The organism is Pseudomonas sp. ACM7, from assembly GCF_004136015.1.
Lineage (GTDB): Bacteria > Pseudomonadota > Gammaproteobacteria > Pseudomonadales > Pseudomonadaceae > Aquipseudomonas > Aquipseudomonas frigoris.
On the sequence record NZ_CP024866.1, the window covers coordinates 4,703,109 to 4,720,112 of the forward strand.

Below are 17,004 nucleotides of genomic sequence, written 5' to 3' on the forward strand. Positions count from 1 at the left end.
TTTGATTTTGGCGTCATTACGAGCACTAAAGATCAAAAGATCGCAGCCTTCGGCAGCTCCTACGCGGATCGCGTCTTTATAAGCCGGTCAGCATCGCGTCCGCCGGTGCATCGGCACGCAGTTGCGCCGTGAGCATGAAGTACACGAACCCCACCGCCATAAAGCCCAGGAAGATCATCCCGATCAACGTGTTGAACCAGGCCATTGCCACCAGGCAGACCACCGCCAGTACCAGCGCAATGAACGGCACCAACGGATAGCACGGCGCGCGAAAGGTGCGCTCCAGATTCGGTTCGGTTTTGCGCAGTTTGAACAGGCTGAGCATGCTCATGATGTACATCACGATCGCCCCGAAGACCGCTATCGTGATCATCGCCGCCGTCAGCGTCATGCCGCCCAGGTTGATCAAACCATCGCTATAAATCGCTGCAATGCCGATCACGCCCCCGGCGATGATTGCCCGGTGCGGGGTCTGAAAGCGCGACAACTTGGCCAGAGATGCCGGCAGGTAACCGGCCCGGGCGAGGGCGAAGAACTGCCGCGAGTAGCCGAGGATGATTCCGTGGAAACTCGCCACCAGGCCGAACAGTCCGATCCACACCAGCATGTGCAACCAGCCCGAGCTTTGGCCGACCACGGTTTTCATCGCTTGCGGCAGCGGATCGTTGATGTTCGACAAGGTGCGCCAGTCACCGACGCCGCCGGCAAAGAACATCACACCCATTGCCAGCAATACCAACGTCAGAATGCCGCTGATGTAGGCCTTCGGAATGGTGCGTTTCGGATCCTTGGCTTCTTCGGCGGCCATGGCGGCGCCTTCGATGGCCAGGAAAAACCAGATGGCGAAGGGAATCGCCGCGAACATCCCGGCAATCGCCGGCGCGCCGAACACATCGGAACCGGCCCAGCCGTTCAGCGCGAAGTTACTGAAGCTGAACGCCGGGGCGACCACGCCCATGAACACCAACAGTTCGGCCACTGCGAGAACGCAGACCACCAATTCGAAGGTTGCGGCCAGTTTCACCCCGAGGATGTTCAGGCCCATGAACACGATGTAGGCACCGACCGCGGCGTGTTTCGGGTCGAGGGCAGGAAACTGCACGTTGAGGTAGGCACCGATCGCCAGTGCGATGGCGGGTGGGGCGAAGACGAATTCAATCAGTGTCGCCAGCCCCGCGATCAGTCCGCCTTTCTCGCCAAAGGCGCGGCGGCTGTAGGCAAAGGGACCACCAGCGTGAGGAATCGCGGTGGTCAGCTCGGTGAAACTGAAGATGAAGCACGTGTACATGGTGGCGACCATAAAGGACGTCACCAGAAAGCCGAGTGTACCCGCCACGCCCCAGCCGTAACTCCAGCCGAAGTATTCACCGGAAATCACCAGCCCGACCGCAATGCCCCACAGGTGCAGCGTGCCCAGCGTGGGTTTGAGTTGTGTGTTCATGCGTTGCTCCCTGAACGGTTTGGAAAGCTCGGGAGAGGGCGTTTGCAGTGGGCGTGCCAGTGTTGCGAAGACGGTCGTAAAGTGCAGAAAGGCGTCGTATCGGGGATGTTTGCCGCTCGATGTGCGCAAATGGGTGCTCCAGTTGGAGGCGCTGGTGGCGGTTTTGCCGTCTTCGTGGGCAAGTCCTGTTGGTAGGTTTAACCTTGCTCGGCAAGACACTCATGCAGCGCAATTTGCCAGTCAGGTTGCCTGACGCCCCATTCACGTTGCAGGCGACTGCAATCAAGACATGAGTTGAGCGGTCGGGCCGCCGGTGTCGGGTAATCGCTGGAGGGAATCGGCAGCAGGTTTGCGCAGGGCTTTCCCTGTTGCCGTAACGCTTCGCCAATGGCCTGGGCGAAGCCGAACCAAGAGGTTTCCCCCTGTGCGGTCAGATGATATGTACCCCAGGTAGCGGCCTGACCTGCCTGCCAGCGTTCGATCAGGGCAAGGGTGCTATTGGCAATTGTGCCTGCCCAGGTAGGTGCGCCGATCTGATCGGCGACAATGCGTACTTCCGGTCTCTCTTGCAGCAGGCGTTGCATCGTCAGCAGGAAATTGCGGCCATGGGTCGAATAGACCCAGCTGGTACGCAGGACAAGATGTTTGCCTTGCACGTCAGTGATCGCCCGTTCACCGGCCAGTTTGCTCTTGCCGTAAACCCCGAGCGGGTTTGGCGTGTCGTCTTCGTTGTAAGGCCCGACCTTCATGCCGTCGAATACATAATCGGTGGAGTAGTGAATCAGCGGGATGCCAAGCATCAGTGCTTCTTCGGCAAAGATGCGAGGGGCCACGGCGTTGATGGCAAAGGCTGTTTCCGGCTCGCTTTCAGCCAGATCGACCGCTGTGTGGGCCGCCGCGTTGATGATCAGATCTGGACGAACCTTTTGTACCTGTTGGCGAATCTGCTCGGGTTGTGCCAGATCGAGTTGATCGCGACCCAGCACGATCAACTCGCCGACCCCCCCCAGTCGACGCTGCAGTTCGCGTGAGACCTGACCATGCTGGCCGCTGATGAGAACTCTCATGGGAGCAGATCAACCTCTTGCAGGCTTTTACCGATGATCACTACGCCGCGCAGATCGGTTTCATTCACATCCATTGTTCATCCCCGGCGAGCTTGGCCAGGTACTGGCCATACCCTGTCTTGCCGAAGTAGCGGGCACGCTCCAGCAGCTGTTCGCGGTTGATCCATTTCTTTTCATAAGCGATCTCTTCGAGGCAGGCGACTTTCAAGCCTTGTCGATGTTCGATGGTCTGCACGTACTGAGAGGCATCGAGCAAGCTGTCGTGGGTGCCGGTGTCGAGCCAGGCGAAACCACGGCCGAAGCGCTCGACCTGCAGGTCTCCCCGTTTGAGATACGCATTGTTGACGTCGGTGATTTCCAGCTCGCCGCGAGGCGAAGGCTTTACCGCTTTGGCGATCCTGATTACATCGTTGTCGTAGAAATACAGGCCGGTGACGGCATAGCTGGATTTCGGTATTTTCGGCTTTTCTTCGATCGACAGGGCACGGCCCTGGCTGTCGAAATCAATCACGCCGAATCGCTCCGGGTCTTTGACCCAATAGCCGAACACGGTAGCGCCAGAAGTGCGTGTTGCCGCGTTTTGCAACTGCTCGCCAAAGTGTTGACCATGGAAAATGTTGTCGCCGAGGATCAGGCACACTGGATCATTGCCAATGAACCTTTCGCCAATCAGAAAAGCCTGGGCCAGACCATCCGGTGACGGCTGCTCGGCATAGCTGAAATTGATCCCGAACTGACTGCCATCACCCAGCAGATTGCGGTACTGGGGCAGATCCTGGGGAGTAGAGATCACCAAAATGTCTTTGATGCCGGCCAGCATCAGGACCGAAATCGGGTAATAGATCATCGGTTTGTCGTAGACCGGCAACAGCTGTTTGGACACACCGAGCGTGATCGGATGCAGGCGTGTGCCCGAGCCGCCTGCCAAAACGATACCTTTCATCATGCATGAAGCTCCTGGGGATTGATGGCACCAAGGCGTTCACCTTGGTAGCTGCCATCCTGAACACGACGGCACCACTCAAGGTTGTTCAAGTACCACTGAACGGTTTTGCGAAGGCCGGTTTCGAAGGTCTCTTCGGGTACCCAGCCCAGTTCGTGTTCGATCTTGCTGGCATCGATCGCGTAGCGCAGGTCATGGCCAGGACGATCCTGGACGAACGTGATCAGGTCGGCGTAGTGCGCGACACCCTCGGGCTTGCGCGGTGCCAGTTCTTCAAGCAGGGCGCAGAGGCCACGCACCACGTCGATATTCTTTTGTTCGTTGTGCCCGCCGATGTTGTAGGTCTCGCCGACGATGCCGGTGGTCACCACTTTGAGCAGCGCCCGGGCGTGATCTTCGACGAATAGCCAGTCGCGGATTTGCAGGCCATCGCCGTACACCGGCAGCGGCTTGCCGGCCAAGGCATTGAGGATGACCAGCGGAATCAATTTTTCGGGGAAGTGGAACGGCCCGTAATTGTTCGAGCAGTTGGTCAACAGCACCGGCAGGCCATAGGTGCGCTGCCAGGCACGGACCAGGTGGTCGGACGCCGCTTTGCTGGCGGAGTAAGGCGAGCTCGGGGCGTAGGGCGTCGTTTCCGTAAACAGATCATCGGCGCCATGCAGGTCGCCATAGACCTCGTCAGTGGAGATGTGATGGAAACGGAAGGCGCTTTTTTCCGGCTCGGCGAGGGTTTGCCAATAGGCGCGGGTGGCCTCCAGCAGGCTGTAGGTGCCGACGATGTTGGTCTGGATGAAATCCGAAGGTCCGTCGATGGAACGGTCGACGTGGGATTCCGCTGCCAGGTGCATGATCGCCTGCGGCTGGAAACGTGTCAGCACTGCGCTGACGGTTGCCTGATCAACGATATCGGCTTGAACGAACTCGTAGCGAGTGTCGTTGGCAATGCCGGTCAGCGATTCGAGATTGCCGGCGTAGGTCAGCTTGTCCAGGTTGAGCACTTCATGCTCGGTGTGCCGGATCAGCTCGCGAATCAAGGCAGAGCCAATGAAACCGGCACCGCCGGTGATGAGGATACGCATGTTGGCCAGCCTTTTTCAGTAGTCGAAACGCAAACGTCATATTTTGTCGGCAGGAGCGGGGTGGTGCAATAGGTTGTTCATCCCACTTTGGTTTTGTGGAGTCTTATCCATCGATGCAGGACGATAGAGACGCCTGATAAAACCCGGAAGGGTGTTGTATGCCCCCAGACACCAGCGTAACCCTAGCGTAAATCCACTCTTTACGCTTTCTTTATGCCCAGCCAACACCCTCGATCTCGCTCCTTTACAGCCTCCCTCCCGACAATGACTCCACACGCGGCAATACGCCGTAACACGGAGAACTTCCATGAGCGTTCTGGACGGGGTGTCACTGCTATTGGCAGTGGGGCTGTTCATTTATCTGTTGGTTGCGCTGTTACGCGCGGACCGGAACTAGGAGCGGCTATGCACAGTTATGACTATTGGCTGATCCTCGCCTTCTTCGCCCTGGTGCTGATCCCGGCGCCGTTTCTGGGGCGCTTCTACTACAAGGTGATGGAAGGGCAGCGCACCTGGCTTTCGCCGATTCTCGAACCGGTGGAGCGTGGATGTTATCGGGTGGCCGACGTCGATCCGCAGGCCGAACAGAGCTGGCAGAAATACACCCTGGCCTTGCTCGCCTTTAACCTCGCAGGCTTTTTGCTGTTGTTCGCGATCCTGCTGTTTCAGGATTACTTGCCGCTGAACCCGCAAAACCTGCCGGGTCAGGAGTGGACGCAAGCGTTCAACACTGCCGTCAGCTTCATGACCAATACCAACTGGCAGTCCTACAGCGGCGAAGCGACCCTGAGCTACCTGAGTCAGATGGTCGGCCTCACCGTGCAGAACTTCGTCAGCGCCGCCACCGGCCTCGCCGTGTTGGTTGCCTTGTGTCGCGGTATTGGTCGCAAGTCGAGCAAAACCCTCGGCAACTTCTGGGTCGACATGACCCGCGCCACCCTCTATGGCTTGCTGCCGTTGTGCCTGCTGTTGGCGCTGTACCTGGTCTGGCAGGGCGTGCCGCAAACCTTCGCGCACTACGTGAATGCGGTGACGATGCAAGGCGTCGATCAGGTGATCCCGCTCGGCCCGGCCGCCAGCCAGATTGCGATCAAGCAACTGGGCACCAACGGCGGTGGCTTCTTCGGCGTCAACTCGGCGCACCCGTTCGAGAACCCGACGGCGTGGAGCAACCTGTTTGAAGTCGGCTCGATCATTCTGATCCCGGTGGCGCTGGTGTTCACCTTCGGCCACTACGTGAAAGACCTGCGTCAGAGCCGCGCGATCATCGCCTGCATGCTGGCGCTGTTCCTGATCGGCGGCGCGACGTCGCTGTGGGCTGAATATCAACCGAACCCGACCCTGAACAATGTCGCCGTCGAACAGACCGCGCCGCTGGAAGGCAAGGAAGCACGCTTCGGCACGACCGCCACGGTGCTGTGGTCGGTGACCACCACTGCGGCGTCCAACGGTTCGGTCAACGGCATGCACGACAGCCTCAACCCGCTGAGCGGCATGGTCGCGCTGGTCAACATGATGGTCGGCGAAGTGATCTTCGGCGGCGTCGGTGCCGGGCTCTACGGCATGTTGCTGAACGTGTTGATCGCGGTGTTCCTCGCCGGCCTGATGATCGGCCGCACCCCGGAATACCTTGGCAAGAAACTCCAGGCCAAAGAAGTGCAACTGTTGGTGGTGACCTTGCTGGTGATGCCGGTCGGTGTGCTGGTACTCGGCGCGATTGCCGCCAGCCTGCCAGGCCCGGTCGCGGCGGTGAGCAACCCCGGTCCTCACGGTTTCAGTCAGTTGCTTTATGCCTACACCTCGGCCAGTGCGAACAACGGTTCGGCGTTCGCTGGATTTGGGGCGAACACAGCGTTCCACAACCTGATGCTGGGCCTTGGCATGTTGATCGGTCGCTTCGGTTACATCCTTCCGGTACTGGCTCTGGCCGGTAGCCTGGCGATGAAGAAAACCGCACCGATCGGCCAGAACAGCTTCCCGACTCACGGCCCGCTGTTCGTGACCTTGCTGACCGTGACCATTTTGCTGGTGGGTGGTTTGACCTTCCTGCCGACATTGGCGCTGGGTCCAATCGCTGAACATCTGAGCCTGGGCTTCTAAGGAGTTAATGATGAATATGCCCGCAACTAAAGCCGCTGCCGTCAAAGCGCCGGAACAACCGAAAACCGCGATCTCGGCCCTCTGGCGCCCGGCGCTGGTGCAAGCCTTCGTCAAGCTCGACCCTCGGCAATTGCAGCGTGCGCCGGTGATGCTGGTGGTCGAACTGACCGCGATCCTGACCACTGTGCTGTGCTTTATTCCCGACAGCAGCGTGCCGACCTTTGTCGCCGCGCAAATCGCCTTGTGGTTGTGGTTCACCGTGCTGTTTGCCAACTTCGCCGAAGCACTGGCCGAAGGTCGCGGCAAGGCCCGCGCCGACAGCCTCAAGGCCGGTAGCGAAGGCCTGAGTGCCCGGCGCAAAACCAGCAACGACGCCTTTCAGGTTGTGCCGGCCACCAGCCTGCGCAAGGGCGATGTGGTCCGCGTTGAAACGGGGGAAATGATCCCCGGTGACGGCGAGGTGATCGAAGGTATCGCAGCGGTCAACGAAGCGGCGATTACCGGTGAATCCGCGCCGGTGATTCGCGAATCCGGCGGCGACCGTTCGGCCGTCACCGGCAACACTCGCCTGGTCTCCGACTGGCTGTTGGTGCGCATCACCGCCAACCCGGGCGAGTCGACACTCGATCGCATGATCGCCCTGGTCGAAGGCGCCAAACGCCAGAAAACCCCGAACGAAGTGGCGCTCGACATCCTGCTGATCGGCCTGACCCTGATCTTCCTGTTGGTGGTCGTCACCCTGCAACCGTTCGCCCACTTCGCCAACGGCAGCCTGCCGCTGGTGTTCCTGGTGGCGTTATTGGTCACGCTGATTCCGACCACCATTGGCGGTCTGTTATCGGCCATCGGTATCGCCGGGATGGACCGTCTGGTGCACCTGAATGTGATCGCCAAATCCGGTCGCGCCGTGGAAGCGGCGGGGGACGTGCACGTCCTGCTGCTGGACAAGACCGGCACCATCACCTTCGGTAACCGTCGTTGCACCGCGGTTTACGCAGCACCTGGCGTCACCGCCAAGGAACTCGCCGAGGGTGCATTGTTCGCCTCGCTGGCCGATGACACGGCTGAAGGTAAATCCATCGTCGAGTACCTGCGCAGCACTCAGCCACAACCTGAGCCTGCCACCGAGTTGCTCACCGCCGTACCGTTCAGCGCCGAGACGCGTCTGTCTGGTGTCGACTATCAAGGCCGCGTGTATCGCAAAGGCGCGGTGGATTCGTTGCTGGCGTTCGTCGACCTGAAACGCGCCGATCTGGCCGCGCCTCTGTCCCGGGAAATCGACAAGATCGCCCAGAGCGGCGGCACCCCGTTGCTGGTCTGCGTCGACGGTAAATTACTCGGCGCGATCCACCTCAAAGACGTGGTCAAACCCGGCATCCGCGAGCGTTTTGCCGAGCTGCGCAAACTGGGCATCCGCACCGTCATGGTGACTGGCGACAACCCGCTGACCGCTGCGGCGATTGCGGCCGAGGCGGGCGTCGATGACGTGCTGGCCGAAGCCACGCCGGAGAAAAAACTGGCGCGCATTCGTCATGAACAGAACGACGGTCGCCTGGTCGCCATGTGCGGCGACGGCGCCAACGACGCCCCGGCCCTGGCCCAGGCAGACGTGGGCATGGCGATGAACGATGGGACGCAAGCGGCGCGCGAAGCGGCGAACATGGTCGACCTCGACAGCGATCCGACCAAGCTGTTGGACGTGGTGCAGATTGGCAAGGAATTGCTGGTGACCCGCGGTGCGCTGACGACGTTTTCCATCGCCAACGACGTGGCCAAATACTTCGCGATTTTGCCGGCGCTGTTCGCCTCAATTTATCCGCAACTGGGCGTTCTCAACGTCATGCACCTGAGCAGTCCGCAGAGCGCGATTCTCTCGGCGATCGTGTTCAACGCCTTGATCATTGTGGTGCTGATTCCGCTGGCATTGCGCGGTGTGCGCGTGCAGGCGGCGAGTGCGGCGGCGTTGCTGCGACGCAATCTGTTGATCTATGGATTGGGCGGGATTGTGGTGCCGTTTGTGGGGATCAAGGCGATCGACATGTTGTTGACCGCATTGCATCTGGTTTGACCCTGGCGCGGTGTGCCAGGCACACCGCCTTCGCGAGCAAGCCCGCTCCCACAGGGGAATGCGTTTCAAATGTGGGAGCGGGCTTGCTCGCGAAAAACACGACACGGTTCACCTGACTGAACGCTGCACTTGTTCACTGATTTCGAGGATTCTGAAATGTCCACAATGATACGTCCGGCCCTGAGCCTGCTCGTCCTGATGACCCTGATCACCGGCGTCGCCTATCCACTGGTGGTCACCGGTGTCGCCCAGGTCGCATTCCCGGACCAGGCCAACGGCAGCCTCGTACACGACGCCGATGGCAAGGTCCGCGGTTCCTCACTGATTGCGCAAGATTTTGTCGGCGACGCCTGGTTCCATCCACGGCCATCGGCCGGTGCCTTTGCTACCGTGTCGAGCAGTGCCAGCAACCTCTCGCCGAGCAACCCGGCCCTGGCTACTCGGGTGATCGACGATGCCAACAAGCTGCTGGTGCCGGGCCAGGGTCCGGTGCCATTGGCAATGGTCACCACCTCCGGCAGCGGCCTCGATCCACACTTGCCACCGGCCGCGATTGCCTATCAACTGGCGCGTGTTGCGGCAGCGCGCAATTTGCCGGTGTCTACGCTTCAGCAGTTGATGGATGCGCATATCGAGCAGCCATTGGTGGGGCCGCCGGTGGTGAACGTGTTGGCGCTGAACATGGCGCTGGAAAGCCTGTAGAACGGTGGTGGCGCCATTCGCGAGCAAGCCCGCTCCCACACTGGATCTGCGTAACACTGAAGATCAAATGTGGGAGCGGGCTTGCTCGCGAAGGCGGCTGAACAATCACTACATCAACATCTGAAAAAAGAGAGCTTCAAGCATGAGTGACTCCGGCCGCGCCGATGCGCTGTTAGCAGACCTGCCCCGCGACGGCCGTGGCCGGCTCAAGGTTTTTCTCGGCGCCGCACCCGGTGTCGGCAAGACCTACGCCATGCTGCAAGCGGCCCACACCCAACTGCGTCAGGGCGTGAAAGTCATCGCCGGCGTGGTCGAAACCCACGGTCGCGCCGAGACCGAAGCGCTGCTCGGCGGCTTGCCGCAGCAGCCGTTGGTGCGCTCGGAATACCGTGGCGTGATGCTCGAAGAAATGGACCTCGACGGCCTGCTCGCAGCCAAACCGAAACTGGTGCTGGTGGACGAACTGGCCCACAGCAACGCCCCCGGCAGTCGCCACACCAAGCGCTGGCAAGACATTCAGGAACTGCTCGCTGCAGGCATTGACGTATTCACCACGGTCAACGTCCAGCACCTGGAAAGTCTTAACGACAAAGTGCGTGGCATCACGGGTGTGCAGGTCCGCGAAACCCTGCCGGACTGGGTGCTGCAAGAAGCCTACGAACTGCTGCTGATCGACCTGCCACCGCGCGAGCTGCTCGAGCGTCTGCGCGATGGCAAGGTCTATGTGCCGGAGCAGGCGAGGGCGGCGATCGACGCTTTCTTCACCCAGACCAACCTCACGGCCCTGCGCGAGCTGGCGATGCAAACCGCCGCCGCTCAGGTCGATGATGATTTGGCCCAGGGCTATCGCCAGCTCGGCCAAGCGGCGCCGGCGGTCCGCGGTCGCCTGTTGGTCGGCGTCGATGGCGATGCACAGGCCGAACGCCTGGTGCGTCACGCCAGTCGCGTCGCCCAGCGTCGGCATTTACCGTGGAGCCTGGTGCATGTGGACAACGGCAGTGTGCGTGACGAGCAGTCGCGCCTGCGCCTGCAAAGCGCCCAGCAATTGGCCGAACGCCTCGGCGGCGAAGTGGTGCTGCTGCGCGCCGGCGAGGTGGCGAAAACCCTGATCCAGCACGCCGCCGAACGCCGCGCGAGTCTGGTGTTGGTCGGTCAATCCCGGCAGCGTTTGCATCGGCGGTTGTTCGGTGGCGGTCTGGCATCACGTTTGCTGCGCGATGCGCGCGGGCTGGAAATCAACGTTCTCGACAGCGATCACGAACAGCATCAGCCGCGTCAGCGTTCGGCGCAGGCACTGGTGTGGTTCGACTACGCGCTGGCACTGGTGGCGACGGTGCTCGCCAGTGCCTTGGCCTGGGCGGTGGCGAGTGTCTTGCCGCTGCCGAATATTTCGCTGGTGTTCCTCGCCGCGGTGTTGCTGGTGGCGGTGCGCAGCAGCCTCGGCCCGGCGCTGGCCTGTGCGGCGCTGTCGTTTCTGACCTATGACTTTCTGTTCATCCCGCCGAATTTTTCCTTCAGGATCCAGCGCGAAGAAGACGTGCTGACTTTACTGTTTTTCCTGCTGATGGCAGCGCTGACCGGTAACCTCGCGGCCCGGCAACGGCGGCAATTGCAGGCGCTGCGCGACACTCAGGAAGAGACCACCGAACTGCTCGACCTGTCGCGCAAACTCACCGCTGCCACCGACCGCCAGGCGGTGGTCAGCGCAGCGGCCCAGCACCTCGATGGCTGGAGTGATCTGCAACTCTGCCTGCTCAATCAAGACGGGCAGGGCGGCTGGAAAGTCGAAACCGGTGGCCCGCTGGAGTTTTCCGAAGCCGAGCGCGCTGCCGCCGATTGGGCCTGGCAACACGATCAACCGGCCGGCGCGGGCACCGGCACGCTGCCGTTCGGGCGTTGGTGGTGGTGGCCGTTGTCGGTGGAAGACGGGCCGCTGGCGCTGCTCGGCGTGTGTGCCAAAGAGGGGCAAATCTTGAGCGGTCAGCGTCGGCGTTTGTTGACGGCGCTGAGCCAACCGCTGGCTCAAGCGCTGGCCCGGGCGCAATTGGCCGAAGACCTGGAAGCCGCCCGGCTGCACGGCGAAACCGAGCAACTGCGCAGTGCCTTGCTGGCCTCGGTGTCCCATGATTTGCGCACGCCGCTGACCTCCATGCGTGGCAGCATCGACAGCCTGTTAGCCCTCGGCGAAGCGATCCCGCTGGAGGATCGCCGCGAACTGCTCGAAGGCACTCGCGATGAAGCCGAGCGCCTCGATCGCTACATCCAAAACCTGCTGGACATGACCCGCCTCGGGCACGGCGCGCTGAAGCTGGCGCGGGACTGGGTGTCGCCGGCCGACATCGTCGGCAGTTCGCTCAATCGTCTGCGCGCCGTGCTGGCGCCGTTGCAGGTGACCACCGAAGTGCCGCCGGAGTTGCCGCTGCTTTACGTCCACGCCGCGCTGATCGAACAGGCGCTGGTCAACGTGCTGGAAAACGCCGCGCGGTTTTCACCGTCTCACGGTCGCCTGCAATTGCGCGCCGGAGCCGATGAGCGCGAGCTGTTTTTTTCGGTGAGCGATGAGGGGCCAGGGATTCCGCAGGAAGAGCGGGCAAAGATTTTCGACATGTTCTACACCGCCGCGCGCGGTGATCGTGGCGGGCAAGGCACCGGGCTGGGGCTGGCGATCTGTCAGGGCATGGTCGGTGCCCATGGCGGGCGAATCAGCGTTGCCGATGGCATCGAGGGGCGCGGCACCTGCATCACCTTGCACCTGCCGTTGCAGGCCCAGCCGGCCTTTGAAAATTAAGAGCCGAAAGTGAAGCCTTATCGCGCTTGCGCTACTCTCGTGCCACTTCTTTATGTTGATGTGAATTCATGAGCCAGACCGCGACCATTTTGGTCATCGACGACGAGCCGCAGATCCGTAAATTCCTGCGCATCAGCCTCGCCTCCCAGGGCTACAAAGTGCTGGAGGCCGGCACCGGCACCGAGGGCCTGGCCCAGGCTGCCCTGAATAAACCGGACCTGCTGGTACTCGACCTCGGCCTGCCGGACATGGACGGCCAGCAAGTGCTGCGCGAGTTTCGCGAGTGGTCGACAGTGCCGGTGCTGGTGCTCTCGGTGCGCGCCAGTGAAGGGCAGAAAGTCGAAGCACTGGACGGCGGCGCCAACGACTACGTGACCAAACCGTTTGGCATTCAGGAGTTTCTTGCGCGGGTGCGTGCCTTGTTGCGTCAGGCGCCGGCGGGAGAAGCGCAACCCGCGGCGCTGACGTTCGGCCCGTTGACCGTCGACCTGGCTTATCGCCGGGTATTACTCGACGGCACCGAAGTCGCGCTGACCCGCAAGGAATACGCGGTGCTGGCGCAACTGGCGCGGCATCCGGGGCGGGTCATCACCCAGCAACAACTGCTCAAGGATATTTGGGGGCCGACCCATACCGAGGACACTCACTATTTGCGGATTGTGGTCGGGCACCTGCGGCAGAAACTGGCGGATGACCCGACGCAGCCGCGGTTCATCGTCACCGAAGCCGGAGTTGGGTATCGGTTGTTGAGTGAGGACAGCCTTTAGTCTTGTGTCGTCTGATCTGGCGTCTTCGCGAGCAAGCCCGCTCCCACATTGGAATGCGATCAAATGTGGGAGCGGGCTTGCTCGCGAAGGGGCCTTATCATTCACTCGAGAAGTTCAGGAATCCCGCTCACTCTCATACCGATCCAGCGTATCCCGCGCAATCTCCCGCCCCAGCGCGATCAATTCCGGCGCTTTATAAAACTCGAAAAACCGGCACACCCGTTTCGGCACGTTGATCAAAATATCCGGCGGATAACCGGCGATCTTGTACTGCGCCAATGAGGTTTGCATCACCTCGAAACTCTGGTTGATCAGATCCAGCAAAGAGGCCGGGCCGACGTTGTCGATGATGAACGAGCCGGTGGCGGACTTAGGTGCGCCGTCGCGTTCAGGGGCGGCTGCCGGTTGCTGGGCTTCGGGTGCGGCGGATTCGATCCACGGGTTGATCTCGGCCGCTTCTGCCATCAACGCTTCCTTTTCCAGCAGCAGCAATTGCTCCGCCTGTTTGCGGCGGAAGGGCAATTTTGAACCGAGCGAGTTGATCAGGCTGTCGAAACGGGTCTTGAACGCCGCCGGGCGCTGGATCACCGGCAGTTGATAGTGGCGCTGGTTGGTGGAATTGAGGTTGACCGCGATGATCAGGTCGCAATGACTCGACACCACCGGCACGATCGGTAACGGGTTGAGGATGCCGCCGTCCACCAGCATGCGGTTGCCCTGCATCACCGGGGTGAACAGGCTGGGAATCGCCGCCGAAGCGCGCATGGCCTGGTGCAGGCATCCTTCCTGAAACCAGATTTCCTGCTGATTGGTCAGGTCGGTGGCTACCGCCGTGTAAGGGATGCGCAAGTCTTCAATATTGATCTCGCCGACGATCTTGCGGATCTGCCCGAAAACCTTCTCCCCGCGAATCGCACCCAGACGAAAACTGACGTCCACCAGACGCAAGACGTCGAGGTAATCAAGGCTTTCGATCCAGTTGCGATATTCGTCGAGTTTACCAGCGGCATAGATCCCGCCGACCACTGCCCCCATGGAACATCCGGCGATGCAGGCGATGTCGTAGCCACGCCGTTCGATCTCTTCAATGACCCCGATATGGGCGTAGCCCCGGGCCCCACCTGAGCCCAGCACCAGCGCGACACGCTTTTTCATGAATCGCCCTCGTCTGACAAGGTTCAACAATGCACCCATCGAGGGGCGCGCTTCAATCGATAAGGTCGTTCAGCGAGGCGAGGGCGTCGTTTTTTCGACACTCTTTGGCGGCAGATGGGTATTCTCGCGAGCGCTAGAGTTTCCGCGGCGGGACCAAGGCACTTTTCACGCGCCAGACCGTCTTAACTGCACGACTGTTTATCTATCTTTGAGGTGTGAATAATGAAAGCCTGGATCTGTGTGCCCTTGATTGCCCTGGCACTCGCCGGTTGCGCCGGCAAAACCGCTTATCGTGACAGCTGCGCCAACGGGATCGATGCGGCGTGGCATGAGCTGGACCTGGCCAAGGCTGAAGGTTTCGCCGGGAATGTCAGTTACTCCAAGGCGCTGTCGCTGTTGACCGGTGCCAAGACCCAGCAGCAATTCGAAGCGTTCGAAGGCTGCGCCAAGAAGGCCGAGAAGGCGCGTTTCTATATTCGTGAGTCGCGCGCCGGCCGTTGAGGCATGATGTAGGCATTAGGGGCAATTCGATTCAGGGAGCAAGTGATGTCTGCCTTGGTTGATCGGTTGGTGGCTCATGTCCTGGGCCTGGAAGTCCGTTTGCTGGCCTGTCAGGCACGCTTGAGTGCGCGCACCGACCCTGAAGCGCTGCACGATCTGCGCACCACGGTTCGCCGTTTGCGCAGTCTGCTGCGGCCATTGCGCGGCTTACCCGGGGTCGAACAGCTGGAAGCGGCGGCGTCCCTGGTCGGCGACTTGACTACGCCGTTGCGCGATCGCGAAGTGTTGGCGGCGTACTTGCTCGAGCATGATCAACCCGAGGCTGCCCATCGGCGCATGGCGCAGATGGCTGAGGCTTACCCAGCGGTCGCTACGAGTCCTGAAGTGGCGCAGTTGCTGATGATCCTCGACGCCTTTCCGCGTTTTCTGCGGGCCTCCCAACGTCAGGGCTTGCTCAAGGGCTTGCGCCGGCGCATCGAAAAACGTTTGGCCAAACAGTGGAAAAAACTCGACAAAGCCCTGCACGATCCGGCGCATGATCGCCACCGTTTGCGCCTGCTGATCAAGCGTGTGCGTTACGGCATCGAAGCCTATCCCGAACTGGATCGACTGCCGAAAGCGGCGATGCCGCGCTTGAAGTCCGCGCAAGGTGCCTTGGGCGATTGGCACGACTGCTGGCAATGGCTGGCCAGGGCCGAACAGGAAGCCGATTTGCAGCCCTGCGTCGCGGCCTGGAAAACCGCCATGGCCAAGGCCGAAGGCCGCGCCGACCGCGTCCTCGACAAACTCAGCGCAGCCTGTTTCAAATCCTGAAACCACCACAAATCGGGCCTGATCACCCTAGGGGGGGGGCCACACTGAGCCAATGTGGGAGCGGGCTTGCTCGCGAAAGCGGTCTGTCAGTCACATCTGTTTTGGATGTGCCGCCGTCTTCGCGAGCAAGCCCGCTCCCACATTTGATCACTGTTGAATTTTGAATCGATGTCCGGCACACGGCCTATCTGTCAGCTTCTTTGGCCGGAATAAGCGCTGTGCCACCCCCGCAGGCTGGTTAAGATCCCTTCATCCTTTCCCGCACCGAGGTTTCCATGCGCTTTTCCGATCTGCTCGACGCTGTCCGCAGCCAGCCGCTGGAGCTGTCTATCCCGGCCGAATGGGCTCAGGGGCGTGCCAGCTTCGGTGGCCTGGTGGCCGCCTTGCAGTACGAAGCCATGCGCGCAAAAGTCCCGGCGGATCGTCCGGTGCGTTCGCTGGCGATCACCTTTGTCGGTCCGGTCGAGCCAGAAGTGCCGGTCAGCTTTGAAGTCGATGTGTTACGCGAAGGCAAAGCGGTCAGCCAGGTGCTGGGTCGGGCAATGCAGAAAGGCCAGGTGGTGACGTTGGTCCAGGGCAGCTTCGGCGCCTCGCGACCGTCGGAGGTGGCGGTGATCGCCGAACCGGCGCCCGAGATGAAACACTGGGACGACTGTCAGGAATTGCCTTACATCAAAGGCGTGACTCCAGAGTTCATGCGGCATCTGGCGATGCGCTGGAGCGTCGGCGGTCTGCCGTTCACCGGCAACAAATCCCGCGAGATGGGCGGCTGGGTGCGCTTGCGTGGCGACGTGAAGGAAGAAGCGGTCAGCGAGGCACATATCCTGGCGCTGGTCGACGCCTGGCCTCCGGCGCTGTTGCCGCACCTGAAAAAACCGGCGATGGGCAGCACGCTGACCTGGACCATCGAATTCGTCCAGCCGTTGCTTGAACTGAGCACGCTGGACTGGTGCAAATACCTCGTCGAGATCGAGCATGCCGCTGACGGCTACGGTCATGCGGCCGCGAAATTGTGGAACGCGGACGGTCAGTTGATTGCCATGAGCCGGCAGACGGTGACGATTTTCGCCTGATCAGTGACGACGGTGGCGCTCACGCCAGGCGCGCCACCAGCCGCCGCTCAGGAAGAACCGTGGGAAGGTCAGAAACTGCTCGACCAGCAAGCGCGACACGGCATCTTTGCGATCACTGAACGGCTCGGAGGCTTGCGCCTCCAGGCGGTGACCGTGGCGTTGCAGGCCGAGGGCGGCGAGCAGGCCAATGACGCCAATCGCGACATTGGCGAAGCTCAGACTGAACACTCCCGAGACAATCAGCAGAAACGCCACGATGAACAGCGGCACGGCAATCAGGTGCAGCACCAGATTGGTCGGGTGCTGGTGATTGTTCGGGTACGCTCGCCATTGCCAGGCGGGGAGGTTGGGGTGACGTTTGCCCATGATGGTAATCCTTGGTTCGTTGAGGCTCTTGAACAAAGAATAGGCCCGGGCAAGCCAGTCGGCGAATCAAGGCTGGCTATCGGAGTGATAGGTGTCATGTTCGGAATTGATGTTAATTGAGCTGACGCCTTCGCGAGC

Annotated in this window: 15 protein-coding genes; 9 read left to right on the forward strand and 6 right to left on the reverse strand. The window is 61.1% G+C overall.

What is annotated here, in order from left to right; genetic code table 11:
- Positions 1–76: 76 nt before the first annotated feature.
- The 4 genes from eat to rfbB form a co-directional block, all read right to left on the reverse strand.
- A complete protein-coding gene (gene eat / locus CUN63_RS22290; RefSeq protein ID WP_129442494.1) occupies positions 77–1,441 on the reverse strand; it encodes an ethanolamine permease in 1,365 nt (454 codons plus the stop codon).
- 197 nt (positions 1,442–1,638) lie between these two features.
- Positions 1,639–2,508 carry a dTDP-4-dehydrorhamnose reductase gene (rfbD, locus tag CUN63_RS22295; protein WP_129442497.1) on the reverse strand — a complete coding sequence of 290 codons (870 nt, stop codon included), beginning with the start codon at positions 2,506–2,508 and terminating at the stop codon, positions 1,639–1,641.
- Positions 2,509–2,572: 64 nt separating this feature from the next.
- Entirely contained in the window at positions 2,573–3,454 is an 882-nt protein-coding gene (gene rfbA, locus CUN63_RS22300; RefSeq protein ID WP_129442499.1) for a glucose-1-phosphate thymidylyltransferase RfbA, read from the reverse strand.
- Positions 3,451–4,533 (reverse strand): dTDP-glucose 4,6-dehydratase, encoded by a 1,083-nt coding sequence (rfbB, locus tag CUN63_RS22305; RefSeq protein ID WP_129442502.1) that lies wholly within the window; start codon positions 4,531–4,533, stop codon positions 3,451–3,453. Before rfbB ends, rfbA begins: the two co-directional genes overlap by 4 nt.
- A 307-nt stretch (positions 4,534–4,840) precedes the next feature.
- Between rfbB and kdpF the strand changes: the two genes are divergently transcribed.
- From kdpF to CUN63_RS22335, 6 genes are all read left to right on the forward strand, one after another.
- Complete coding sequence (kdpF, locus tag CUN63_RS22310) at positions 4,841–4,930, forward strand: K(+)-transporting ATPase subunit F (RefSeq protein WP_007899818.1); 90 nt, start codon at positions 4,841–4,843, stop codon at positions 4,928–4,930.
- 8 nt (positions 4,931–4,938) lie between these two features.
- On the forward strand, positions 4,939–6,633 hold the full coding sequence (gene kdpA / locus CUN63_RS22315) for a potassium-transporting ATPase subunit KdpA (RefSeq protein ID WP_129442504.1): 1,695 nt from the start codon (positions 4,939–4,941) through the stop codon (positions 6,631–6,633).
- Positions 6,634–6,643: 10 nt separating this feature from the next.
- Positions 6,644–8,701: a potassium-transporting ATPase subunit KdpB gene (gene kdpB / locus CUN63_RS22320; RefSeq protein WP_129442507.1), complete on the forward strand. Its 2,058-nt coding sequence runs from the start codon at positions 6,644–6,646 to the stop codon at positions 8,699–8,701.
- 156 nt (positions 8,702–8,857) lie between these two features.
- Positions 8,858–9,403 (forward strand): potassium-transporting ATPase subunit KdpC, encoded by a 546-nt coding sequence (kdpC, locus tag CUN63_RS22325; RefSeq protein WP_129442509.1) that lies wholly within the window; start codon positions 8,858–8,860, stop codon positions 9,401–9,403.
- 142 nt (positions 9,404–9,545) lie between these two features.
- The gene (locus CUN63_RS22330) at positions 9,546–12,191 is read left to right on the forward strand and encodes a sensor histidine kinase KdpD (protein ID WP_129442512.1); all 2,646 of its coding nucleotides are present in this window, start codon (positions 9,546–9,548) and stop codon (positions 12,189–12,191) included.
- Between the two features lie 68 nt (positions 12,192–12,259).
- Positions 12,260–12,958, forward strand: coding sequence for a response regulator (locus CUN63_RS22335; protein ID WP_129442515.1), 699 nt, complete (start codon positions 12,260–12,262; stop codon positions 12,956–12,958).
- A gap of 114 nt (positions 12,959–13,072) precedes the next feature.
- Here CUN63_RS22335 and CUN63_RS22340 read toward each other — a convergent pair whose 3' ends face one another.
- Positions 13,073–14,113: a patatin-like phospholipase family protein gene (locus CUN63_RS22340; RefSeq protein WP_129442519.1), complete on the reverse strand. Its 1,041-nt coding sequence runs from the start codon at positions 14,111–14,113 to the stop codon at positions 13,073–13,075.
- A 222-nt stretch (positions 14,114–14,335) separates the two neighbouring features.
- On the opposite strand from CUN63_RS22340, the gene CUN63_RS22345 reads away from it, so the two are divergent.
- From CUN63_RS22345 to CUN63_RS22355, 3 genes are all read left to right on the forward strand, one after another.
- Positions 14,336–14,614: a hypothetical protein gene (locus CUN63_RS22345; RefSeq protein ID WP_129442522.1), complete on the forward strand. Its 279-nt coding sequence runs from the start codon at positions 14,336–14,338 to the stop codon at positions 14,612–14,614.
- Positions 14,615–14,659: 45 nt separating this feature from the next.
- A complete protein-coding gene (locus CUN63_RS22350; RefSeq protein ID WP_129442525.1) occupies positions 14,660–15,427 on the forward strand; it encodes a CHAD domain-containing protein in 768 nt (255 codons plus the stop codon).
- Positions 15,428–15,702: 275 nt separating this feature from the next.
- Entirely contained in the window at positions 15,703–16,500 is a 798-nt protein-coding gene (locus CUN63_RS22355) for an acyl-CoA thioesterase II (protein ID WP_129442528.1), read from the forward strand.
- On the opposite strand, the gene CUN63_RS22360 is transcribed toward CUN63_RS22355, so the two are convergent.
- Entirely contained in the window at positions 16,501–16,866 is a 366-nt protein-coding gene (locus CUN63_RS22360; RefSeq protein ID WP_129442530.1) for an Mpo1-like protein, read from the reverse strand.
- Positions 16,867–17,004 lie beyond the last annotated feature (138 nt).